General features: G+C 41.6%; 22 protein-coding genes. 1 reads left to right on the top strand and 21 read right to left on the bottom strand.

Annotated features, from left to right (window positions below; genetic code table 11):
* Positions 1-16: 16 nt before the first annotated feature.
* From ACZ43M_RS06045 to ACZ43M_RS05955, 19 genes are all read right to left on the bottom strand, one after another.
* Positions 17-301, bottom strand: a complete 285-nt coding sequence (locus ACZ43M_RS06045) for a hypothetical protein (protein ID WP_464506516.1) — start codon at positions 299-301, stop codon at positions 17-19.
* Positions 288-599 carry a hypothetical protein gene (locus ACZ43M_RS06040; RefSeq protein WP_464506515.1) on the bottom strand — a complete coding sequence of 104 codons (312 nt, stop codon included), beginning with the start codon at positions 597-599 and terminating at the stop codon, positions 288-290. Before ACZ43M_RS06040 ends, ACZ43M_RS06045 begins: the two co-directional genes overlap by 14 nt.
* Complete coding sequence (locus ACZ43M_RS06035; protein ID WP_464506514.1) at positions 592-783, bottom strand: hypothetical protein; 192 nt, start codon at positions 781-783, stop codon at positions 592-594. Before ACZ43M_RS06035 ends, ACZ43M_RS06040 begins: the two co-directional genes overlap by 8 nt.
* Positions 773-1,297 (bottom strand): QcrA and Rieske domain-containing protein, encoded by a 525-nt coding sequence (locus ACZ43M_RS06030; RefSeq protein ID WP_464506513.1) that lies wholly within the window; start codon positions 1,295-1,297, stop codon positions 773-775. The genes ACZ43M_RS06035 and ACZ43M_RS06030 overlap by 11 nt, the downstream gene beginning before the upstream one ends.
* 11 nt (positions 1,298-1,308) lie before the next feature.
* On the bottom strand, positions 1,309-1,872 hold the full coding sequence (locus tag ACZ43M_RS06025; RefSeq protein ID WP_464506512.1) for a 4Fe-4S dicluster domain-containing protein: 564 nt from the start codon (positions 1,870-1,872) through the stop codon (positions 1,309-1,311).
* A gap of 1 nt (position 1,873) precedes the next feature.
* The gene (locus ACZ43M_RS06020) at positions 1,874-4,063 is read right to left on the bottom strand and encodes a molybdopterin oxidoreductase family protein (protein WP_464506511.1); all 2,190 of its coding nucleotides are present in this window, start codon (positions 4,061-4,063) and stop codon (positions 1,874-1,876) included.
* A complete protein-coding gene (locus ACZ43M_RS06015; protein WP_464507972.1) occupies positions 4,050-5,090 on the bottom strand; it encodes a hypothetical protein in 1,041 nt (346 codons plus the stop codon). The genes ACZ43M_RS06020 and ACZ43M_RS06015 overlap by 14 nt, the downstream gene beginning before the upstream one ends.
* A 193-nt stretch (positions 5,091-5,283) precedes the next feature.
* Complete coding sequence (locus ACZ43M_RS06010; protein WP_464506510.1) at positions 5,284-6,471, bottom strand: hypothetical protein; 1,188 nt, start codon at positions 6,469-6,471, stop codon at positions 5,284-5,286.
* Positions 6,472-6,595: 124 nt separating this feature from the next.
* Positions 6,596-7,768: an HD-GYP domain-containing protein gene (locus ACZ43M_RS06005; RefSeq protein ID WP_464506509.1), complete on the bottom strand. Its 1,173-nt coding sequence runs from the start codon at positions 7,766-7,768 to the stop codon at positions 6,596-6,598.
* Between the two features lie 180 nt (positions 7,769-7,948).
* Positions 7,949-9,184: an ATP-binding protein gene (locus ACZ43M_RS06000; protein WP_464506508.1), complete on the bottom strand. Its 1,236-nt coding sequence runs from the start codon at positions 9,182-9,184 to the stop codon at positions 7,949-7,951.
* 181 nt (positions 9,185-9,365) lie between these two features.
* Positions 9,366-10,778 carry an amino acid permease gene (locus ACZ43M_RS05995; RefSeq protein WP_464506507.1) on the bottom strand — a complete coding sequence of 471 codons (1,413 nt, stop codon included), beginning with the start codon at positions 10,776-10,778 and terminating at the stop codon, positions 9,366-9,368.
* Positions 10,779-12,270: 1,492 nt separating this feature from the next.
* A complete protein-coding gene (locus ACZ43M_RS05990) occupies positions 12,271-13,767 on the bottom strand; it encodes an amidase family protein (protein ID WP_464506506.1) in 1,497 nt (498 codons plus the stop codon).
* 24 nt (positions 13,768-13,791) lie between these two features.
* Entirely contained in the window at positions 13,792-14,604 is an 813-nt protein-coding gene (locus tag ACZ43M_RS05985) for a DODA-type extradiol aromatic ring-opening family dioxygenase (protein ID WP_464506505.1), read from the bottom strand.
* Between the two features lie 490 nt (positions 14,605-15,094).
* Positions 15,095-15,538: a threonine/serine exporter family protein gene (locus ACZ43M_RS05980; protein ID WP_464506504.1), complete on the bottom strand. Its 444-nt coding sequence runs from the start codon at positions 15,536-15,538 to the stop codon at positions 15,095-15,097.
* A 15-nt stretch (positions 15,539-15,553) separates the two neighbouring features.
* The gene (locus ACZ43M_RS05975; RefSeq protein ID WP_464506503.1) at positions 15,554-16,315 is read right to left on the bottom strand and encodes a threonine/serine exporter family protein; all 762 of its coding nucleotides are present in this window, start codon (positions 16,313-16,315) and stop codon (positions 15,554-15,556) included.
* 121 nt (positions 16,316-16,436) lie between these two features.
* Positions 16,437-16,775 carry a YrdB family protein gene (locus tag ACZ43M_RS05970; protein ID WP_464506502.1) on the bottom strand — a complete coding sequence of 113 codons (339 nt, stop codon included), beginning with the start codon at positions 16,773-16,775 and terminating at the stop codon, positions 16,437-16,439.
* A 24-nt stretch (positions 16,776-16,799) separates the two neighbouring features.
* Positions 16,800-18,533, bottom strand: a complete 1,734-nt coding sequence (locus ACZ43M_RS05965; protein ID WP_464506501.1) for an MFS transporter — start codon at positions 18,531-18,533, stop codon at positions 16,800-16,802.
* Between the two features lie 29 nt (positions 18,534-18,562).
* Entirely contained in the window at positions 18,563-19,060 is a 498-nt protein-coding gene (locus tag ACZ43M_RS05960) for a PadR family transcriptional regulator (RefSeq protein WP_464506500.1), read from the bottom strand.
* 116 nt (positions 19,061-19,176) lie between these two features.
* Positions 19,177-19,920: an alpha/beta hydrolase gene (locus tag ACZ43M_RS05955; protein ID WP_464506499.1), complete on the bottom strand. Its 744-nt coding sequence runs from the start codon at positions 19,918-19,920 to the stop codon at positions 19,177-19,179.
* Between the two features lie 363 nt (positions 19,921-20,283).
* Here ACZ43M_RS05955 and ACZ43M_RS05950 point away from each other — a divergent pair, with 363 nt between their 5' ends.
* On the top strand, positions 20,284-21,459 hold the full coding sequence (locus tag ACZ43M_RS05950) for an MFS transporter (RefSeq protein WP_464507971.1): 1,176 nt from the start codon (positions 20,284-20,286) through the stop codon (positions 21,457-21,459).
* A gap of 171 nt (positions 21,460-21,630) precedes the next feature.
* On the opposite strand, the gene ACZ43M_RS05945 is transcribed toward ACZ43M_RS05950, so the two are convergent.
* Positions 21,631-22,551, bottom strand: coding sequence for a ketopantoate reductase family protein (locus tag ACZ43M_RS05945; RefSeq protein WP_464506498.1), 921 nt, complete (start codon positions 22,549-22,551; stop codon positions 21,631-21,633).
* Between the two features lie 102 nt (positions 22,552-22,653).
* Positions 22,654-23,772 carry a radical SAM/CxCxxxxC motif protein YfkAB gene (gene yfkAB, locus ACZ43M_RS05940; RefSeq protein WP_464506497.1) on the bottom strand — a complete coding sequence of 373 codons (1,119 nt, stop codon included), beginning with the start codon at positions 23,770-23,772 and terminating at the stop codon, positions 22,654-22,656.
* Positions 23,773-23,786: the final 14 nt, after the last annotated feature.

Genomic DNA, 23,786 nt, shown 5'->3' with positions numbered 1-23,786 from the left:
AAAAAGGCAGGTTCTTTTACAAGACCTGAACCTTTTTTACTGTATAAGTTAAACCACTCTCACTATCAAGTGCCGACCATTTGCCATCGACCTCACTTACCTCACTCGTAAGTGGAACGGCAAGAAAATACATATGATCAAAATAAAACCGGATATGTGTCCCATCTGGACAAAGCTGGACTTTCTGGATATCTTTACGAACAGTAGGTGCCTGGTCTCCACCCTCCTGATCTAAAATGGCGATTTCCACTATGGCACCAGTAAACCGTTCTTTTACATCCTCCAGATTAATGGCCCCCACAGCTATTACATCCCTTCATGACAGGGTAAATGAACATCTTGTAACCTTGCAGGTATTCAAAAAACCTGTCTTCGGCATTGTCCTCAAGGTATTGGATTGTTTCATCCTCGGAAACCCAACTGCTCATGCCCTTAATTTCGGCAATGACCATTGCTGCCCCATCAATGACTTTCTCCTCAAGATACCAATTTAATCGCTTCTTCGCAAACAGCCTCTTCAGCAGTTCATCGATCTCGCCGGAAAAACCGCCCGCCTCTGGCCGGACAAAGCAAAAATCGATATATGTTTCACTAGTCATTGACATTCACACCTTTTTTATAGATCAAGAATGCAACCGGGAATAAAAGAACGTTAACGACCGCAGCAATAATGGTGTTAGGATAATTTTGATAAAAATATTGATGCACCATGTATTGAGTGGCAATAATATTCAACATTAACACAGCAAGCAAGTATGCGACCGGCAGAAACTTAAGCTTCATAACGTTTCACCCCCACAGCAAAAACCGCACCGTTTTCAACCTTCACATGGATTTCTGGAAGCGGACGTCTTGGTGGTCCTGCAATTGGTGCACCTGTTTCCACATCAAATTTTCCGTGGTGACAAGGGCAAAGCATTTCCTTTTCTTCCTTTTGCCAAAAAACTGGGCAGCGCAAATGAGTGCAGGCATTTTGGTAAGCCACAAATTTCTTTTCCGATAGCCTGATTAAGATGGCACTATCATGCTCGCTTGGAAAGGCAAAGTCTACTGCATCACCGACTGGAATTGAATTGATATCAACAATTTTCTGCTTTGGATATTTTTTATCACTGAGGCCATTCAGTTCCTTCGCGGCCAGGACTCCCCATGGAAGGGAGGAAACAGCGAACACGCCAGCTGCTCCGACCAACGTTTTCATAAAGCCGCGACGGTCCAGCTTTCGTTCATTGTTTCGATTTATATTATGGGTGTAATTATCTTCATTAAATGGGATCTTATTATTCTTATCGCTCATGTTCATCCCTCCTAGAACAGTTTGGTGACGCCCTGCAGGATTCCAGGGAGATTCACACGTACGTTAGTTTCGCCTTCAAGATATGGCATGCTCGTTACCCATTTGCCATTATCCAGGTTATATTGCTTTTGCTTTGCTTCAATTTCTTCATCTGTTAACCATTGCAATGTATTGGATGGACATACACTTGCACACATTGGCGGGATGCCATCTTTTGTGCGATCAATGCATAGGTCACATTTATACATTAAATTTTGCTCTGAATCGAACTTAGGTATTCCGTAAGGGCAAGCAATCGTACAGTTCTGGCAGCCGATACATTTTTCTACAAGGGCCGAAAGAACAGCTCCTGTTTCGTGAATTTGGATGGCCTGGGCCGGACAGCTGCGCGCGCAAGCCGGATTCACACAGTGAAGGCACATTAATGGCATCGTTTGACGGTTAACTAAAGGGTTCACGTCGTACACATAGTTGCGGTTACGCTCTTCGTGCCCGCCGCACTGTGTACAGGCTGCCAAACAGGAACGGCACCCGATACAGTTTTCAAGTTCAAGATATAACCTCTTTTTTACCACTTTACTGCACCTCGGTTCTTGCTATTTTTTCAATTTGTGCGGCACAAGCCTTGAATTCCGGCATTCTTGATATCGGATCCAGTGCCCCAATTGTCAATAGATTAATAGATTCGTCATGTCCCCAGTGATATGGCACAAACACGGTATCTTTGCGAATCGCTTCAGTTATTTTCACCTTGTATACAGCCTCTCCTCTTCTTGTATACAGGCGGATATTTTCTTCATGACTGATATTGTATTTTGCAGCTGTTTCCGGATGTACCTCTACATATGGGTCCGGACACATATCACGCAAGAATTGAATTCTTCTCGTTTGATTACCTGACAGATAGTGGTAAACTACACGTCCAGAAGTTAATCGCAGCGGATACTCCTGATCCGGTTCTTCTGCTGGTGGTCTGTAAGGCAATGCAAAAATCTTTGCTTTTCCATCTGGATGATAGAATTTCTTGTCCAGGAATAAATGCGGAGTACCAGGATCATTTTCATCTCTACAAGGCCAGAATACTCCGTCTTGTTTTTCAATCTTTTCCCAAGTCACTCCGTAATAATCAGCTACTCCGCCTTTAGAAGCTATACGCAGTTCATTAAAAATATCTTCGGCACTTTTTAAGTGAGAAAAATATTTGCCCCGGCCCATGCGTTCAGCAATCTCAATTTGAATTTGCCAGTCAGGCTTTGATTCACCGAGTGGTTTTTGTGCTTGGTTGATCTTGATAATACGGCCTTCAACATTGGTCGTAGTGCCTTCATCTTCTGCCCAAGTAGTGGTTGGCAGAATAACATCCGCAAATTCAGCAGACTCAGACAAATAAAAATCAACACATACCATGAAATCCAAGTTCTTCATCTGTTCACGTACATAATTTAGGTTAGGCGCTGAAACGGCAGGATTAGAACATAAAAGGTATAAAGCACGGATTGTCTTTTGCTCCATTAGCCCGAACAATTCATAAGCAGAAACACCCTCTTTTGGCATTTCTTCTGGTTCGATTCCCCACACCTTCGAGATATATTCCACATGCTCCGGATAGGTAATTTTGCGATAGCCTGGAAGGGCGTCCGCTTTTTGCCCATGTTCACGGCCGCCTTGACCATTTCCTTGTCCCGTGATCGTGGCAACCCCTGATTTAGGACGGCCAATTTTTCCCGTTACGAGGGCCATATTCGTATAGGCAGAAACATTGTCTACCCCCTTAACCTGCTGCTCAATTCCCCGCGCAAACATAACAATCGCGTTTGGAGCTTTTCCGTAAATTTCTGCTGCACGGATAATTTTCTCAGGTGCAACACCCGTGATTTGACTTGTATATTCCGGTGTGAAATCTTCCACTACCTTCTTTGTTTCTTCAAAACCATTTGTATGGTTATTTACGAATTCTTCATCCACATAACCATTTTTGATAAGCAGATGCAAAATACCGTTTGCTAACGCCAAGTCTGTACCTGGCCTTAAATCAAGATGAAGGTCCGCCCGTCTTGCAATCGGAGTTTCCCGTGGGTCTGCTACAATGACATAGCCTCCTCGTTCCTGAACCGCCCAAATGCGGAACATCGAGGTTGGGTGACATTCAGCCGTATTACTGCCCGCCAAGAAGACACAGTCTGTTTCGTGTACATCTGTCCAAGGAATAGTAGAACCACGGTCAATTCCAAGAGAACGGTTTAGTCCGCCAGCTGCACTTGCCATGCAGAAACGTCCATTATAATCGATATAACGAGTCTGAAGACCAACACGGGCAAACTTCCCAGTCAGGTAGCATTTTTCATTTGTCATGGACACTCCGCTATAGACGGATATTGAATCTTTCCCATATTGCCCTTGCAACTCTTTAAACTTACTGACAATCAAGGCATATGCCTCTTCCCAAGTCGCTTCACGGAATCCTTTGTTCGTTCCCTTTAATGATTTGTCATCACGGATTAATGGTTTAAGAATCCGGTCTTCGTGGTTTACCTGCTGGTAAGCAGTCACACCTTTTGGACACATTTTCCCTAATGTAACTGGCCAATCGTATCGCGGCTCTACGCCGATAATCTTGTTTGTCTTTGTATTTACTCTTAAGTTCATCCCGCACTGCATCGCGCAATAGCTGCAATGTGTTTTAACCAGCGTTTCATCTGGATGATTTAAATTTTCAATATCTTTAAAGAACCGGTCTCTTTCATTTTTAAAATTAACCTCTTGCATTCTGATTTGCCTCCTTGACCTTCACTTGGTGAGTCGGAATTCCTGAGAATCTTGCGATACGGTATTTTCTGCGGCATGGCAGGCATAATTCTGCAAGATTAAAGCCGTCTTCCATGTTAAATTCCATGTTATTAACTTCCAAGACATTAATAACATCGTTTGATTGTTCTAGTGAAACAAATTGATTGCCGCACACTTTACATTCTTTCATATGCTGTTCCCCGTAATGTTCACGGTAGTTTCTTGCCAGCACGCTCATTGGACGAAATGGGATATGAGCAAGCTTACCAAATGGCAAGTAGATGAGCGTTACGATCACTGAGAATTGGTGGATCAGTGACATTTGTGGCTGCATCCAGCCGTGCAAAAAGACGTTTTGAACCGTTAATAGCAGACCGGTAATTGAAATTAATAACAATAGATAAAGCGGTAAAAAGTCATACATGAATTTTTGTTCTGCTCTTGCCTGCATGTTTTTCATGCGGCGATATAACGCCATGCATACACCCGTGATTACCATAATTGCCGATATGTTTAATGCATTATAAGAGAACCAAGCGATGAAGCCATCTGCTTTGATATTGATCAAGTTCATTCCCATTACAACAACCGTGTAGTAGCCGTTGTCTTCCATTGTGAAGTACATCCAGCTGAATACGAGCGGGAAGGTTACCAAACATGCAAGCACACAGCCCCAGCCGATTAAAATATGCTGCATCCAGCGGTAGAATCCGCGTTTTTTAATAAAGTCGTAAATGGCTAGGTGATTTACTGCCGTTTTCGCTGTACTTTTTCTAAAAAGAAGCTTGAGGCCCTTTTTGATAATGATTTTGGTAGGCGGTCTTTCACCCCAGGAGATAAAGCGGTAGAAGAACCCGCCAAGGAAAGTAAGGGTTCCTACCATATATCCATAAAGGTTCAAGTCGATGTGCGTAAACATTCTAGTGCCGATAAACACCAAAATCGCAAGTCCTGCGACTGTCAAAAACATAGATTTGGCAAATTTCGAAGCAAATGCGTCATTCATTGTACTCTTTTTATCTCTTCCGGTATTAACCTGCATATTATTTGTTGCCTGCATGAAAGCTCCTCCTCAAAAAAATAACACTTCCGTTTTCTTACTCTTATTGTAAGTAAAACGGAAGTGTTATCTTTATCAGGGAACTCCCCCATCCTTAGGGGGAAAAACCCTTAGATATTCATTTTTTGACAAATTTTTGTCACATTTGCTTTTTTACATATTTTTTCCACCAAGAATATAGGAGCAGCAGAACGCCAATGAATAACTGAAGCGTAGATAATACTGCATTCCAGAAATGATGGGATGAAGGTGCATAGCCGAAACAATGACGTATGTCTGTCACAGCAAACAATAGCTGCGGGAGGAAATATCCAACAAATAATAGAACCGTCAAGCCGACACCAATGAAATAAAAGAATGTATAGGTAGTAACAATTCTTTTTTCCGAAGCAAAAACTACTTCGGTATGTTTGCGGTCCTTTAGAAACGGCAGTTTATTTCGAATTGCCTGGTTGGCATTTTCCATCAGATTATAAGCACCAGTTACATTTTCAAACACATAATACAAGTCGGTTTTCATATAGAAGCAGCACTGATAAACCATCCTCATTAATGTATCTAAAGCTACAAGCTTCATGAAGCTAAGGAATATCCCTGAGCCATCCGCAAAAATAAGCTGACTGCCTAGTGCTAGAAAAAGGATGGTCGTATCGAAGCAAAGACCAGCCAAATATAAAACATTCCGATCCTTTGACGGCAGCTTCCAAGCCTGTGCCATGTCTGTTTCAAGCACAACTAGGAATAATCGGTTACTAATCTCTAACCTAGTCGGGAGATTATACGCCCTCACCGCCAATATGTGACCGAATTCATGAATTAACACTAAAACAACAGATAACAACATCCAGGTCGGGATATTAAACACCATTAAATCAAAAATAAAAATGTCTTTAAAATGCGGAAATAATTCTGGTTTTATTATGAAGAAAAGAATATTTACCGCAAACAATAACGCATAGATTACCAGCGTTGCCCTATTAAAAAAGAACTTCCCCAATTTCGGTGAAATCGATGAAAAGCCAAGACGGCCCTGCTGTTTCTCCTGGGTTTCAACTTTGGTCCCGTCAACCTCAGAAACTAATTGCAGCTCCAGTAACTGTTCCGCAAAATCGAGCACATCCACTTCTTCATCAGGATATTTCAATTTAAGCTGCCGTTCTATTTCACCTAGTTGAAGACCCTTATTCATGAGATGAATGGCATCAATACAAAGCTCTGGCATTTCATAAAATTCACCGATAGTCAAATCTTCGACAATATAATTCTTTTTATCCTTGCGAATTTCGATTGAGACTAAATTAAGTATGGAATCAAGTGTAATGTTCATATAAACACCTTTACCTTTTAAAAATAAAGAAAGATGCTAGCCAATAATAACTAGCACCTAACTCACTTATGGTCTAACTCCGACAAAAGGACACCACCAACATGTTGTTTTAACTTTCTTCAGTTTACGAATTTTCATTTGTCCACCTCCTTAGCGAATTCATTTCTTTCTGCCATGGATATTTTTGATGAAATTCGACCCATGCTGGAAAAACATTTTTAAATTCTTCCTCCAACATTGGATCAAATTGTGAACCCATTCCTTCAATTATTCTGTTAAATGCTACTTCATTAGGCATTGCGTCTCGATATGACCTTGATGAAGTCATCGCATCAAAAGCATCTGCTATGGCAGTAATTCTTGCGAGTAAGGGAATTTCTTCACCTTTTAATTGATCAGGGTAACCTTTCCCATCCCAGCGTTCATGATGGGAACGAATTACGCTAATACAATCCTTAATTCCATTTACGTCTCTTACTGCATCGGCTCCGACAACTGGATGTGATTTAATAACCTCGTATTCATCTATAGTTAATTTTCCTGGCTTCATTAATATTGAATCAGGAATATGAACTTTCCCAATATCATGTAGTAGACATGCATAGTAAAATGATTTTTCTTCTTCTTTTGAAAGCATACCTCTTTCCTTTGCAAATAACAGAGCATACCTTGCAACCCTTTCACTATGACCTTTAGTGTATGGGTCCTTTAACTCTAGAGTAGCGATAACTCCTTTTACAATTCCTTGCAATTGGGTATCGTATGCATTACTAATTGCTTTGACATATCCTTGAAATCGAATAAGCAAGAAAAATGACATTATCGACAATATAATGAATAAAATAATTGGTAATATTACATAAGATGTATTTAATAATATCCCTGTCAATAGATACTTACCTATTACGCCTAAACTAACCAACCAAAAATATTTTGTATTTAAGAAAAGAGGTAAAGATAAAATCAAAAATACTTCTACGACATTACCACTAAAATAGGCATCTTCTCTACCATAATACGTTAATACATCAACTATAAAAGCCGTTAACAAATAAGTGATAAAAAACACATATTTTATCCAAAAATGTTTATTAATCTTACTTAAATAGAATAATACTGGAATCAATAAAAACAGCATAAAATAGTTAAAATACCAGTAATGACTAGGTAAGCCACTTTCTTTATGCGATATATATACGGGTAATAGATAATAATAAAAAAAGTCATAACCTAACAAAATAATATAGAAAAATATAATTATCCATTTAACTGTTCTGTGCTCTTCATGCGGAATCATGTGCCCCTCCAAGTGTATGTAAAAATACACATACCATAAAACATTGACGTTAATTTTCTAGCCCAAGTTACAAAATCTATTAACTTTCGTGTTTCCTCTACATTATATCTTATAAAGAAATCCCTTGAAACCATTTATTTTAATGAATTTTGTATAATTGAGGAACAATTTTTCCCTCTATTACCTTTGGATTATTGGTAATTTCACAATCACCTTTGTACCCATACCTTGCTTGCTTTCAAATTTCAAACTGCCTTTGTGGTCTTTTATAATCTGATAGGTGACCATTAATCCTAAGCCCGTGCCTTCCTTTTTAGTTGTGTAGAATGGGACACCTAAGTTCTGAAGATCTTCCTCCATTATCCCGCAGCCTTCATCTTCAACGGTAATACATATAATTTTATCATTTGGCGCTTCTGACTTAATTTTCAAATTGCCACCGTCCGGCATGGCTTCAATCGCATTTTTTATCAAATTGATAAATACCTGCTTTAATTGTTTTTCATCACAATCAATAGCTGGAATTTCCCCATCTATCATTGTTTCGACACTAATCCCTTGAATCTCGGCTTGTTGATTCGAAATGGACAATGTATAATCTATGATTTCGTTTATTCTTGCTTTTTCAAATACCATCTCCCTCGGTTTTCCAAGATACATTAAATCTTCCACAATTGAATTAATTCGGTCTATTTCCTGTATCATGATTGGATAATACTCGTTGGCATCAGTTTTTGCTTCGTGCTGTAACTGAGTAAAACCTTTTAAGGATGAAAGTGGGTTACGAATCTCATGTCCTATTGCAGCGGCCATTTGTCCAATGACAGCCAGTTTTTCTTTCTTACGAAGCTCCTCATAAACCATAGATAAAGAGTTAATGTATGAGTTGAATCTTATCAACAGAATAAATGCTATAGCAGATAAAATAACTAATACAAGAATAGGGAGAAATACTTGGGTTTCTTTCAGTACTACTAAAAATAAAAGATACTTTCCGATAATCCCTAGGGTAGTGCATATATAAAAATTTCTATTTACAAAGACTGGTGAGAAAAATACAAATAAGAGATCTGCGATATTTCCCGAAGTAAAAAGTTTAGTAGTTCCGTAATAGCGCATTAGATTATCAATAACATCAATAAGGATATAGCCGAACAAAATGATATACTTTGCCCAGTACGGATTATTCCTTTTTATTAATCTTATCGATATCGGTAAAAGGCACAAGATAAAAAGATACTGCCATAACCCTAAACCACCTTGAGGTATTTGAATTATTCCGCTTGATTTTAGACTTGGCAAAATAAAATATAATATAATTTCATAACTAAAATATATAAAATAAAATAACCACAGTAATAAGGTAACAGCCTTTTTCTCTTCGAATATAAGCTTTGGGTTTCTACTTTCATCCATGAACGTAACTCCTTACTTCGAACCCGTACTAAGAAGATAAAAATCAATTTATCAATTCTGTTACTATTCTACCATTTTTTTAATATACTGTTACCTGATAATCGATTTTTTTCGACATATTTTTTATTGGGAAAATAAATTAGGGAGTTCCTTCATATGAGGAACTCCCTTTTGCTAAAGTTTAGCTAGCTTTTTTCAATTGGTCAGACGCTTGATTTAAAGTGGAATGCTTTCTACCGTAGGAGAAATAAAACAATAGACCGATTATCAACCATACTGAGAAACTGATCCATGTTAAAGCTGGAAGCTGCAAGGCCAAATAGCCGCAGAATAAGAACGCCAGGATTGGAATCCATGGAACGAATGGAACACGGAAGCCAGTTTTTAGATTTTTATTTTTTCGCAAAAATAATATCCCGATCGAAACAGTCATAAATGCAAATAATGTTCCAATATTAACAAGTTCAGCCAGTTTATTGAGCGGCACCACTCCTGCAAAAAATGCGACTATGGCACAAGTAATCCATGAGCCCACAACGGGTGTTTGATTCTTTTTACTTACTTTAGTAAATACCTTTGGTAACAATCCATCACGACTGATCGCATAGAATAGACGAGATTGTCCATAAACCATAACAAGCAGCACAGTTGTTATCCCGGCAATCGCCCCAACAGAAATGAAACCAGCAACCCAATCCTGATGAATATAATTTAATGCAAAGGCAACCGGATTTTTAACATTCAGATTGGCGTAAGGAACAATTCCTGTTAAAATCGCAGAAACAACAATGTATAGTATTGTACAGATTACCAGTGAAGATATGATACCAATGGGCAAATCGCGCTGTGGTCTCTTTACCTCTTCTGCAGCAGTAGCCACTGCATCAAAACCAATATAGGCAAAGAAAACGGTCGCTGCTCCAGCAGTCACGCCTGAAAAACCAAATGGCATAAACGGGGTCCAGTTTGACGGTTTCACATACGAAACACCAACTCCAATAAAGAGCAGGACGACAGCCAATTTAATGATAACCATGATCGCGTTAAATCGGGCTGATTTTTTTACTCCCTGTGTCAATAGGAAGGTGATAATAACTAAAATAATGATGGCAGGAACATCGACAAACGTTCCCTCTGCCGGATTGTAAGCACTACTAATCACCTTTGGGAGATGAATTCCAAACCCTGAAATGAGTCCTTGAAAATATCCCGACCAGCCGCTTGCCACCGCTGAGGAGGCAAGACCGTATTCAAGAATCAACATCCACCCCAGCATCCAGGCAATCAATTCACCAAAAACCGCATAACTGTACGTATAGGCACTCCCTGAAACAGGAACGGTCGAAGCGAATTCCGCATAGCAAAGGGCGGCAAAGGCACAGGCTAAACCAGATAGTATAAATGAGATTATCAGTGCAGGTCCAGCGTGTTCCGCAGCAGCAACACCGGTGAGAACAAAAATTCCTGTGCCAACGATGGCGCCAATCCCAAGCATCGTTAAATCAAAGGCCCCCAGCTCTTTCTTCAATGTTATTCCTTTAGTATCAGCCTCTTGTATGAGAGCCTGTATCGATTTTTTCCTAAATAAATTCATGAGTGAATCCTCCTGGATGTCGCAATGTTCAGAAAACAACTTCATTACTGAAATTTATAGTATTACCTTTTTATAATAAAATCAATATATTTTTTTGAAATAGTAAATTAATAACGTTTTCATCCTAAACTATTGATTTCATTGCCTAATATCAAAAAAATAGTTATTATTACTTAAAACATATTAACTATTTTAAAAAAACAAAAAGCTAACCTCGGTTAGCTTTATTAGTTAAATATTTGCTGCTAATGTCGGGTATTGCATAAGAAAGCAGGACGGGTGAGAGTACGATTAGGATTTGCAAAAGAAGTTTTTCTGCCAGCATTGTCATTCCTCCGGAAAAATTTTGTTGGGAAATGTCAGTATTTTCACTTCGTTTTTTTATATTAATTTTCCCAAGATTCTTAGCGGCTGTTTCCGGTAAATTCTCCGTAATACATGTAGCAAACGTTTCATAACGACTGTCGCTTCTCTCTTTTTACCTGCACGGGTGCTATGAACGCTTCATAACGACCGGGACCTCAATTTTTTCGCCTGCACGGGCACTATGAACACTTCATAACGACCGGGACCTCAATTTTTTCGCCTGCACGGGCACTATGAACGCTTCATAACGACCGGGACTTCTCCTTTTTTACCTGCACGGGCACTATGAACGCTTCATAACGACCGGGACCTCAATTTTTTCGCCTGCACGGGCACTATGATCGCTTCATAACGACCGGGACTTCTCTTTTTTTACCTGTAAGGGTACTATGAGCGCTTCATAACAACCGGGACCTCAATTTTTTCGCCTGCACGGGCACTATGAACACTTCATAACGACCGGGACCTCAATTTTTTCGCCTGCACGGGCACTATGAACGCTTCATAACGACCGGGACCTCAATTTTTTCGCCTGCACGGGTGCTATGAACGCTTCATAACGACCGGGACCTCATTTTTTTCGCCTGCACGGGTACTATGAGCGCTTCATAACGACCGGGACCTCAATTTTTTCGCCTGCACGGGCACTATGAACGTTTCATAACGACCGGGACTTCTCTTTTTTCACCTGCACGGGCACTATGAACGCTTCATAACGACCGGGACTTCTCTTTTTTTTCCTGCACGGGCACTATGAACGCTTCATAACAACCGCCGCTTCTCTTTTTTCACCTGCACGGGCACTATGAACGCTTTATAACGACCGGGACCTCAATTTTTTCGCCTGCACGGGCACTATGAACGCTTCATAACGACCGGGACTTCTCCTTTTTTACCTGCACGGGCACTATGAACGCTTCATAACGACCGGGACTTCTCTTTTTTTTACCTGCACGGGTACTATGAGCGCTTCATAACAACCGGGACCTCAATTTTTTCGCCTGCACGGGCACTATGAACACTTCATAACGACCGGGACCTCAATTTTTTTCGCCTGCACGGGCACTATGAACACTTCATAACGACCGCAACCCTAAATTTCCCCATGCCTCGAGCACTATGAACATCAAAACATCGGATTTTTCTCAACTGGTACCCATAAATCGCTTTGTTCCAGTACTCCGGCCAATGAGTACAGGAGGTCTTCCCTGCCTCTCGCTGCCATGAACTGAACCCCGACTGGAAATCCATTAGCTGTTAGATGCAGCGGAACGGTCATTGCCGGCTGGCCGGTTAAATTTGCCAGCTGGGTAAACGGGGTACGTATTAAATTGTTTTCCGCCACCTGTTCAACAATCCCGACTTTTTTCAATAAACCGCCCATAGAAAGTTTACCGGTGATCTGCATTGCCAGCTGCTCCGATTTCTTCGGTTCCAGCTCGCCAATCTTAGCCGGTAGAAACGCGGTCGTTGGGGTCATATAGAAATCATACGTTTCATGAAAGTTTTCCATTGCCATTGCCGCTGTATCCCATTCGCGGATACTCAACACCACCTCTTCGGCAGAAGTCGCCTTCCCGACCAGCCCTAATATCCAGGTAGTCTGCTCCACGTCACCCATCACAGCTTTCCGTCCCAGAACCTCGTCCAATGAGGCAATTGCAGCCGCCACTTCTCCAAAATACATTGTTAAATAGCTTTTGGCGATTTTTCTCCCATCCACGGGCGCATCCATTTCTTCAACATGATGCCCCATTGACTCTAGAAGCCTAGCTGTCTCGTAAACCGCCTCCTTGCATTCGGCATCAACTTCACCCCCAAGCGGTGAAGTAACCGAAAAGGCAATCCTAAACCTTTTTCCCGGGGGGGTAGTCACCATTTGAAGATACGAGCCATCAAAAGGCGGCGCGTGGAAAGCGGCAGCTTTTTCAAAAATCTTTATTTCATCTAACATCGCTGCACTGTCGCGAACTGACCTTGACAAAATATGATCCGCCGAAGCTCCTTGCCAATTCCTGCCAACCTTTGGTCCAACCGGTGTCCTCCCCCTTGTAGGCTTCATTCCGAATAGCCCGCAATACGCACCAGGTATCCGAATCGAGCCACCGCCGTCATTCGCTCCGGCAATCGGAACCATGCCGCTGGCAACCGCAGCGGCAGAACCGCCGCTAGACCCTCCCGGCGTATGGTCCAAATTCCATGGATTGCGGGTTGGCCCGTAAAAAGCGGGTTCCGTGATACCCATTAATGCAAACTCTGGAACATTGGTTTGACCGACGAACACAGCTCCTGTTTTTCGCACCCTTTTAACATATTCCGAATCAGACTGGGCACGATAGCTTTGAAAAGCCTTCGAGCCTTGAGTCAACTTCTCCCCGGCAACTTCTTGTGCGATATCTTTTAAAAGCATTGGCACACCGGCAAAGGTTCCCGTCAGTTCAACATATTCAGCTTGCCTTTCGGCTTTTTCGTAAAATTTATTAATGACTGCATTTAACAACGGATTATGCTGATCGATGGTTTTAATCGCTTCTTGAAGCACTTCCTTCGGCTGCAATTCTTTGTTTTTAATTAATTCGGCCAAACCCAGACCGTCATAATATTTATAAATAAATCCCTCCACCAGAGCTCCCCCCTTTATAATTTCTTAAAAATGATAAGCGACACAGATTAACCCAAAATAGGTTGGAACTTCATATGATAAGAATTCTACATTCCTTTCCTCAACTGGGATGGCACCGGCAAGGATTAACGATTGCCAGATCCCGTCCGGCTTCGCTGCTTCTATAAATTCAGCATCAAGCTCAGCCATCTGCTCTAACATGTTCGTTTTGATTAACTCTACAATATGTAAATCGAATGGTTTGGCAGCAGTGTCAAACCCGTATGGACCGCTCACGTCATGGGCGTGGGCCCAATCACAGCTTGCAATAAGACCGACGCGTTTACCGGAAAGCTCTACAGCCTTCCTTAACGACTTGCCAAACTCAATCTGCTGGGAAAACGGAAGCTCTCTAGTCGGGTTAATCACAACAATGGGAATATCGTCGGGCATAAATCGAAGCGGGACAATCGTTCCCCAATCAAGCGGCAAACAGGAAATCGGTCCAGAGGCCGTTCCAAAATTAACGGCTGCCGCAGAGATGCCATCATTTCGGGCCATTTCGTAGATCATGCTGGCAAGTTCTCGGTCCACAGCTTTCCCCATTACAAACTCCACTTCATTTTCTTCGACAGAGCCAGTCATTCTTTCACAATCTGAGATTGAAAATTGACCATTAACTCTGATCCCGTGCGGTGTGAGAACAATGAGGCAATCCGGCCGTGCCTCTGCCATCATTTCCCCGAGCTTTAACATGCTTCTCCTTGTAACAGCCATTCTTTCCGGTTTGTTTCCCTTCAGTTCAGGAATTACTTCCCCTCCATGGGGAGCAATACAAGCAAAGACAAAAGGATTCATCGTGATTCCACCTTATTTTTGAAGTTATTAATGTTATTGGCGAATAAAATTAAAATTCCTTCTCCTTTTGAAAAATCATAAAATGATTCAATAATTCTTATTTTATTTTTAAAATAGCTGTTGACAAAATAAACTCTATCCTGTAATATGATTAATTGTGCTTTACATTTGGTAACTTGTAAAATGGATATAGAAGATGATGTAGGAATTTTTTCTGGCTTTCCACGAATGTTTTTCGGAAAGACTTATTCACACTGGAGCGGCCTCGGAGCCGTGAGGATGTAAGAGAGGTAGGGCTTGCATCGTTTAGGTTATAAAACCTACAGTGGAAAATTGTACCGCGGCTATTCGTTACAACGATATATATAAATTTTTACATTAAGACAGCTCATGGAACTTGCAGCAATCAAGTTACCATCAAACAAATATACTAAAGCAAAGAAGGCAGAGGGGACATCCCCTCTGCCTTCGCCAATTTAGTCCTAGAATTTTATTGTGCCTTTCGAGTTGTCACCTTGCGAATCACCTGGTTAATGACTTCTGACAAAACCAGACCGAAGGCAATGACCCCCGCAAGCATCATCACCTTGGCGGCCGAAGCCAACGCCGTATTATAATCATTCTCCACAAAATTTCTCATGGTCTCATAAGCCAGACCTCCGGGAACTAGCGGAATAACCCCGGCAACACTATAGATAATTACTGGAGTTTTAAATCTTTTTGCCAGCTCCTGGCTAAGAACCGCAATAAACACGGTGGCCGCCAATGTAGCTGTAACAGCATCATTTAAGTAACCTTCCAATAGATAATAAAGCAGCCAACCGCCCATGCCAATCAGACCGCACTTAACCAATGTTCGGTTTGGTGCATTAAACAGGATGCCAAAGGCACTGGTCGCAATAAAGCTTGTTATTCCTTGCGCCAAAATTTCCACCAAAACTTCCCTCACTCATACAAATTTTAAAATGAATGCAATTCCCGCTCCAATCGCAAACGCCGTCAGGAAGGCTTCGGCCCCTTTCGACAACCCCGAAACTAAGTGTCCGGCCATCAAATCCCGGATTGCATTGGTCACCAATAAACCGGGTACGAGCGGCATCACCGAACCGATGATAATTTTATCCAACTGCTGACCGAGGCCTATTTTTACAAAAAATAATGAAATGAGTCCAATTACAAACGAGGCCAAAAATTCCGAGAAAAATTTGATTGGAACAAAGCGGTGAAAGTAGATAAAGCTAAGATAACCCGCCCCGCCTGCAATCATTGACGGAATAAAATCAGCCCATTCACCCTTAAACATAATCATGAAACAGCCGCTGGCTAGCGATGCAGCCGCCAGCTGGATCATAATCGGAAAAGCAAGGTTCGCAGCATCAATTTCTTTTAACTGCGCCTTTGCCTCATCAAGTCCGATTTCACCACTAGTGATTTTCCGTGAAACGCTGTTCACCATTGCCACTTTTTCAAGGTCGGTGGACCGTTCTGAAATTCGAATTAGTTTTGTTTTCGTTGGTTCCGTGCTTTCGGCTGAAAAAATAATGCCCGTTGGGGTCACATAGCTATGGGACTTTTCTATCCCTAAGGCAGCTGCCATCCGCATCATCGTGTCCTCTACCCGGTAGGTCTCTCCGCCGCTTTGCAGCATGATTTTTCCCGCCAGCAAACAGACCTCCATAATTTCATATGTAAAATCCTTTGAAATCTCCATTCATCTCACCACAATTACATTAAACATTTGATACTTAGTTTATAGCAAAACTAGCCATTGAGGCAATGAAGAGTTATCAACATATAATAACAGCCCGGCATTTAAATGCCAGGCTGCTTTATTATTGATGCCAGATTTTCATTAAAACAAGATTAACCACTGTTACGGTACCGTAAAGTACTGCCCAGGTTTGTTTTCCACTAAAGAACAAGGCAACTGCAGGTAAGCCAAACATAATAATTTCTAGGAGAAGATAGGGAATTCCCGTTAACCCGTAAGGTGCTTTAGGGGAGCCAAACATGCCCCAAATAACGGCAACCAGTAGTGGGGTACCGATCCCTAACAAGTACTTCATAAATGTTCCCTGAGAAACATGAAAACCCCAGTATCCAAAAATCACTAGTGCCGATATTTCTATAAGAAACCTTAAGCCCAAATTTATACCCTTTAGCACTTCCACCCTGGCTCCCTCCTTATTGAACCTTTATTCAACAACGGCTGATTCTACAACTTGCAAAGCTTGCTTTGATCTTCTTTCTCTAAAAATAAATCCAGTAAAAATACAAAGCAATACAAATGGGATACTTGTTTTATAAAGTTCTGCAAAACTGGAGGAAATCCTTTCTTGAGCAAAATTTTCTACTTCTTTGGAATAATCCCTTACAATGGTTCCTGTTTTGGCAATCTCTTGATTGACCTTTATTTCTACATTTTTCTGAATCTGCTGTTGCACTGCCTGACTTCGTTGATTTTCCGGGATAGCAGCCAAAGCTTTTTGAACATTGGCATTAACGAGCTGTTGACGCTCACTTTCAGTTATTAGACTTGGCGATACTTTTTGGGACTCTCCCTCTCCATTTATAGCTTTCTTTGTTTCCGATAGGATGCTCATTTTTGCCGCATCGGGCACCTCTAGACCTTGAAGTTTTTTCTCCGCAAATTGAACAACATCTTGTTTTTTATCATCTACATTGTTGGTCAGCCCGGCGACAAAGATGGCGACCGCCAAAACAACCCCAACTTGCCTTAGCATTGAGAAAACACTTTGTGACGCGGTTAGCATTTCCCCTTCAAATGAGGAGGTACTGGCAATTGTCGCTGAGGAAATCACAAAACTAAAACCCAGACCGAGCATGCTGCAGAGCAAGATAATCTCTTTTGCAGTGCTGTGAATACTTAAATTGTGTAATAAATAATAGGCAATTCCCATGATGCCAAAGCCGAGCATAACTGGAATGGTATAGCCTATTTTTTTCGTTAATAAACCGGCAAAGTTGGAGAAGACAAAGATGGCTGCAGATACAGGTGTGATGAGGAGTGCGGCTTGGAGCTCTGTCTTGTGCTGGAAGTTGGTTAGAAATTGTGGAAGCAGGACCATTACACCGATTAGGAAGATAAACCCTGTAGTCACTATGACAACTGAACCCGTAAATAAACGATCTCTAAATAGATTTAAATTAACCATTGGTGCCTTCGATTTTTTCTCAGCAATGATAAAAAGAACGAAGGATACGGCGGTCACTAGATAACATACAATGGATTGGCTGCTGTCCCAGCCCCATGCATTGCCTTTTATTAATACGAGATTTAACGGAAATATCGCTAAAACTGAGAAAAATAGTCCGTACCAGTCGATGGATGTATTTACTCTGTTTTCGTTCTTTACTTTTAAGATTAGGAATGAAGCTGTAATAGCCAATATACAGATTGGCACGTTTACATAAAACACCCAGTGCCAGCTAAGTTTCTCTGTAATAATTCCACCTGCTGTCGGGCCCAATGCAGTTGACAATCCTTGTGTAGCTCCAAGCAATGTTAACGGGAGCACCCTTTTTTCAATCGGCATCGCCGCAATTCCAATCACCATGCTGCATGGTATCAAAATGGCGGCACCTAGGCTTTGGACAAACCTTGCAGCAATTAGGAATTCACCGCTGTCGGCCAGTCCGCATAACGCCGACCCCAGTCCAAAAATCAATAACCCAATGATGAAAAATTTATTTCTGCCAAACATTTCAGCAAACCTTGCCAATGGAATCGCTAAAACGGCAATGGTCATTGTGTATACATTCAACATCCACGAACTCGTTTCCAGCGTAGTACCAAGACTGTCTTGAATTGCCGGAAGTGTGATATTCATAATCGTGGAGTCCAGCATACAGACAAATATCCCTAAGCACATTAGCAAAACAACCTTTATTCCGCCCATTCCTTTCATACTCTATTCCCCTTGTTGGTTAAAATTTTTTACTCATCGTCAATCATTCTCATGACCATCTCTGCTTGGCGAATGCCAAACTCCAGTGTAAACCGTTTATAATGTTCCATGTCTGAGCCGCATGATTGTGCAATCCTTGTTAAATTGTCATACATCGCCTGATTCTTTTCACGTTCCTCCTCCAGCCATTCCACAATTTTTTCCTTGGTAGTAAACCGGCCAAAAAAGATGCGGATCAGGATATCCGACCTGGTCACGGTTGGATTAATCGGACTGTCCAGGTACTGTCGAAACTGTTCTCTACCACCTTCAGTAATCCCATATAAATTCTTATTTGGTTTACCTTCCTGCTGAATAACCTGTTTTTCAACAAGTCCCTCTTTTTCCATTTTTCTTAACGCAGGGTAGATTGCCCCGAATGATGCTTCGAAAAAATAGGAAACGGAATTCTCCATCATCTGCTTAATGTCATAACCACTCATTGGCTCCTCATAAAGGAAGCCTAGTATCACATCTTGTATATTCATTTCATTATCACCTCTATATTATTTATGTTTATATTATTAATGTTAATATGTATGTTGTCAATATTCAAATTGGATATTTTTCCAAAAAAAAAATAAAGGACAAAACAAATTGTCCCTTAAAGATTTTTTTCGATAAATTGCAAGGTCTTTTCGATAATCACTTGCTGGTCATGATCCAGCGTGGCCACATGATAGCTGTCTTTCATATGATGAATTTCCTTCACCTCGGAACTGATTCCATCATAAATCATTTTCGAATTATCCGGCGGCACAACATGGTCCTCTTCCGAAACAAAAATCAATGTTGGGCAGGTGACTTTATGTAAGTCTGCTTTCACATACTCCATGAAGGTTAAAATTTGTTTCACTGAGGCAACCGGTGTTTTTCCATATGCTAGTTCAGTTACGCCTGGCTTTTTAATGTCTGAACCGATCGCATCTAAAAACCGAACATCCTCTAGCTGGCGGACTGGCCCCATTGCCGGAATATCAACCGCTGCATTGATGGGGATAATCGCGCGGATTTCCGGATGGTTTTCGGCCATATAAAGCGTTAAGGTACCGCCCATTGATAGCCCGGTTACAAAAATCGTGTCACAGCGCTCTTTTAACCATTGGTATCCTTCTTCAACTGAAGATATCCAATCCTGATATGTTGTTTGCTCCATATCCTCGAAATGGGTTCCATGCCCTTTAAGCCGTGGGCCGCACACCGTGTAACCTGCTTTGGCGTAGGCTTCCCCAAGCGTACGCATACTTTGAGTCGAGCCTGTAAATCCATGAGAAACCAAAATTCCGACCCGATTTCCTTCAAAATAAAACGGCTCTGCCCCTTTTAATACAGGATATTTTTCTGCCATAAACATCCCTCCAATGAAAATATTGTCTTCACCAAAATGTATTCGTCATTATCAGCGAATTACCTGCAAGTTTATAAAAAACAATGTGGTAAACTAATAAAATCAAAACGGAGAAAAATTTTATGGCCTGCTATAATCTTGGCGTTGACATCGAGCCCCCCAAGTACGAAGGCTGTTCCCTATAGTGACAAAGCAGAGGTGGGTTCATTAATTAATTTGTTTCAGTTTTGATCAAATGGACATGAAATATTTGAATTTTTTATAAATTTCGGTATTATAATATTTAGTAAATCGAAATATTACCGAGAAAGAAGGGTTATCGAAGTGAATCAGCAGGAGCGAGCAAAACGCAACCTGGCGATTATGTGGTTTGCGAACTTCTTTGTATCAGGAAGTATGACAATGGTATTGCCATTCATATCCTTGTATATTGAGTCGTTTGGACATTTTTCTGAGAAATATGTCCAACATTGGTCAGGTTTAACCTTTGGTGTCACCTTTGTCTCGGCGTTCGTGTTCTCCCCGATTTGGGGCAAAATTGGCGACCGCTATGGCCGAAAGAAGATCCTAATGATTTCTGCGTTTGGCATGGGCATTTCGATTTTATTAATCGGATTTGTACAATCTGTTTGGCAACTGTTTCTATTGCGGTTTTTTATGGGCTTTTTCTCCGGATTTATTCCTATGTCTCAAGCGTTTATTTCCACACAAACACCGAAGGAAATCGCAGGACGGGTTCTTGGCACCTTGCAGACCGGCAGCATTACCGGTTCATTACTAGGGCCGATGCTTGGCGGAATTCTTGCGGATACATTTGGGTATTCAGCCACTTTCAAGTGGACTTCCATTTCAATTTTCATTTCAGCTATTTTGGTCATTGCGACAAAGGAATTGAAAATTGAAGCAAAGCAGGGAGCTAAGTCCCACTATTCCAGTAAAGAAGTACTGCAGCACATTATTAGAAATCCTGTGATGCTAACCGTCTTGCTAATTTCCGCCCTTGTCCAAGTTGCCCACTTTAGCATTCAGCCGATTCTGTCATTGTTTGTCAGTGAACTTCATGGGACTGCCAATATTGCTTTTTACTCAGGAATTGCTTTTTCCGCAGCAGGCTTGGGTAATCTGCTTATGTCGCGGAGATGGGGGAAAATTGCCGATCAGTACGGCTATATTAGAGTATTGGTCATCTTGTTATTTCTGGCGGGGATTATCTATTTGCCCGGTGCTGTAGTGACGAATCTTTGGCAATTGGTGGCCATCCGCTTTGTTCTGGGTGTCGCCATCGGTGGAATCATTCCTGTGCGGGTTGCTTATATCCGTCAGGAGGCACCGCTTGCTATGCAGGGCGAGGTGCTTGGCTACAATAACAGCCTTAGGTTCCTTGGAAATATTATCGGACCGATGCTCGGCGGTTTTATTTCCGGGTATCTCGGGTTCTCAGCAGTATTTATCAGCACAAGTGCACTATTAATTATTAGTGGCGTAATTTTGCTTGTCTCGATGCGCCGCCATCCGAAACTGGCAAGACGGGCAGCATAATCAGAAAAGCGGAAGCGCCTCGGTCAGCCCCGACAAGCTTAAGACGTAACCCGCAGGACGGGCCTGCCCTCCGGAGGGGGACGGCTTAAGACCTCGAGGGGCTAGGCACTGGAGCTGGACAATAAAAATAAAAATGGAGGGTGGGCCTACTCGGCCCACCCTCCATTTTTATTAAACCATTAACTTCAATTCATAAACTTTAAGATTACCGTAAACAGCCTCCAAGACGGGAACAGCAAGTGCTTCCCTTCGGGCAATTTCTAGTAAGTAGCCTTGCAGGTGGTCCGCCTCGACCCGAGACAATTTTTCCATATCTCGCTGCATCGAGGATTTCATTAAGTATGCCAGGGAGTCAATTTGAGTCATGATATTTGTTTCTACCTCTTCACGCAATGGTGCACCTGCGAGTCTTGCTAGGGAGGCAATTTCTTTTAACAGCAGCGTTAACGTAGCCCGACTGCTTGGCACTTCCCTAATCGGCCCCACTGGTGCCCGCATTAATGTGGTGATCCCTGATACCGCAGTAATAAACAAATATTTATTCCAGTTATCCCGGTTTATATTGTCACTTAATCGATAGCCTGTGTTTGTCCCGTTAAAGGCCCTCTCAATTTTTAAAATTCTTTCCGTTCTTTCACCAGACCGTTCTCCAAAAACAATATCATGCTTCGGGCTTGTATGGATTACCATGCCGTCCTTGTCCAATGTCGATTCAATAAAGCACAATCCGCCAAGAATTCGCTCTTCGCCAAATTCCTCAGTCAGGCGATCGAAGTGATACATTCCGTTCAACAGCGGCAAAATCGCTGTTTCCTCACTTACATATTGTTTTAAACTGGCGATGGCCCCTTCCAAATGATAGGCTTTTGTAGATAAGATAATTAAATCAAACGGCCCCGTTTTCTCGCCGGCAAGTATCATTTTTGGAGTAAGAGTCACGTTTCCATGGACACTATCAATCACTAGACCCGTTTCCTCAAGCTGTTGCTTCCGTCCCTCTCTTACAAGAAATGTAACGTCTTCTCCCTTTTCTGCCAATCGTCCGCCAAAATAGCCGCCGACGGCACCTGCTCCAACTACTAAAATCCTCATTTCAGCTACGCCCCCCTATGTATGTATAAGCTGTCAATATATTTAGTATAATGCAAATTTTGGTCTAGCAGAAGAAAAATAAAGCGGAATCAACATACCGCTTTATTTTTCAATGTTTGTATGAAGTTTTGTGAAATCTGTACTTTTGTAATAGCTATTTTTCACAAGAATATTAGGACCAAGGCATTGTACTTCCGGACAATGACAGTTTAATTCCTTCCCCAAATTTGTATACTGCCAGTTCTGATAGGCATCCATTAGTTTCGTAGTTTTGATGTTTCCAAGGGGCGGTGTGTCGCCGAAATCAGTTACGATAATATCTCCATTAAAGATGTTGACATTTAATCTTGATCTGCCGTCCGGGTCATTTCTGACTGTAACATTTTTGCTTGAATAAAGCCGTTTTAATAAATTCAAATCTTCGTGATTGCTGCTGCACGGGTAAAACGGCAGCGTGCCAAACAGCATCCATACCCTCTCATCTCGAATATCTAACAGATAGTGGATGGCAGCCCTAATTTCTTCAAGTGTCAAGGCTTCAAGGCCACTAGCATAATCACTCGGGTACATTGGATGCACCTCATGACGATGACAGAGCATTTCATCGACAATTTGCCGATGGATTTTTTCAAGATAAGGCAGTGTCCGCTTATTTAACATTGTTTCGGCTGAAACCATTAGCCCGGCTTTCACTAGCTGACGGCTGTTTTCTATCATTCTCTCAAAATACTTGGCCCGCTGAGTGTACTCAGGCTTTTTCTCCATCCGCGCAAAGCCGCCCTCGACAAAATCATCAATACTCCCCCAGTTATGGGATATATGTAAAACATCCAAGTATGGAAGTATTAGTTCGTAGCGAGCCAGATCAAGTGTTAAGTTTGAGTTTAATTGGGTACGGATGCCACGTTCATGGGCGTATTTTAGAATGGGAAGTACATAGTTTTTGACCGAACTTAAGGATAGCATTGGTTCGCCGCCTGTGATACTTAAAGCACGAAGAGTCGGTATCTCTTCCAGTCGATGTAAGAGCAGTTCCAAAGGCAGTGGTTCCGAATCCTTGGTTTGCAGTGTATACCCAACGGCACAATGCTCACAGCGCATATTGCAAAGATTTGTAGTTGTAAATTCTATATTGGTTAATTCAGGTTTCCCGTATTGTTTCATATCCAGATATGCTTCCCACGGGTCATAATCAGGGGTAATCTTTCTCTTCGTAATCATAATAGTAAACTCCT

Source organism: Neobacillus sp. B24, assembly GCF_055381825.1.
This window is presented reverse-complemented; position numbering and strand designations above follow the sequence as displayed.

Coding starts and splice junctions, on each gene's coding strand:
- ACZ43M_RS06040 (WP_464506515.1), bottom strand. CDS start 599: ATGACTAGTGAAACATATATCGATTTTTGCTTTGTCCGGCCAGAGGCG.
- ACZ43M_RS06035 (WP_464506514.1), bottom strand. CDS start 783: ATGAAGCTTAAGTTTCTGCCGGTCGCATACTTGCTTGCTGTGTTAATG.
- ACZ43M_RS06030 (WP_464506513.1), bottom strand. CDS start 1,297: ATGAGCGATAAGAATAATAAGATCCCATTTAATGAAGATAATTACACC.
- ACZ43M_RS06020 (WP_464506511.1), bottom strand. CDS start 4,063: ATGCAAGAGGTTAATTTTAAAAATGAAAGAGACCGGTTCTTTAAAGAT.
- ACZ43M_RS06015 (WP_464507972.1), bottom strand. CDS start 5,090: ATGAATGACGCATTTGCTTCGAAATTTGCCAAATCTATGTTTTTGACA.
- ACZ43M_RS06010 (WP_464506510.1), bottom strand. CDS start 6,471: ATGAACATTACACTTGATTCCATACTTAATTTAGTCTCAATCGAAATT.
- ACZ43M_RS06005 (WP_464506509.1), bottom strand. CDS start 7,768: ATGATTCCGCATGAAGAGCACAGAACAGTTAAATGGATAATTATATTT.
- ACZ43M_RS06000 (WP_464506508.1), bottom strand. CDS start 9,184: ATGGATGAAAGTAGAAACCCAAAGCTTATATTCGAAGAGAAAAAGGCT.
- ACZ43M_RS05995 (WP_464506507.1), bottom strand. CDS start 10,778: ATGAATTTATTTAGGAAAAAATCGATACAGGCTCTCATACAAGAGGCT.
- ACZ43M_RS05985 (WP_464506505.1), bottom strand. CDS start 14,604: ATGAATCCTTTTGTCTTTGCTTGTATTGCTCCCCATGGAGGGGAAGTA.
- ACZ43M_RS05975 (WP_464506503.1), bottom strand. CDS start 16,315: ATGGAGATTTCAAAGGATTTTACATATGAAATTATGGAGGTCTGTTTG.
- ACZ43M_RS05965 (WP_464506501.1), bottom strand. CDS start 18,533: ATGAAAGGAATGGGCGGAATAAAGGTTGTTTTGCTAATGTGCTTAGGG.
- ACZ43M_RS05960 (WP_464506500.1), bottom strand. CDS start 19,060: ATGAATATACAAGATGTGATACTAGGCTTCCTTTATGAGGAGCCAATG.
- ACZ43M_RS05955 (WP_464506499.1), bottom strand. CDS start 19,920: ATGGCAGAAAAATATCCTGTATTAAAAGGGGCAGAGCCGTTTTATTTT.
- ACZ43M_RS05950 (WP_464507971.1), top strand. CDS start 20,284: ATGTGGTTTGCGAACTTCTTTGTATCAGGAAGTATGACAATGGTATTG.
- ACZ43M_RS05945 (WP_464506498.1), bottom strand. CDS start 22,551: ATGAGGATTTTAGTAGTTGGAGCAGGTGCCGTCGGCGGCTATTTTGGC.
- yfkAB (WP_464506497.1), bottom strand. CDS start 23,772: ATGATTACGAAGAGAAAGATTACCCCTGATTATGACCCGTGGGAAGCA.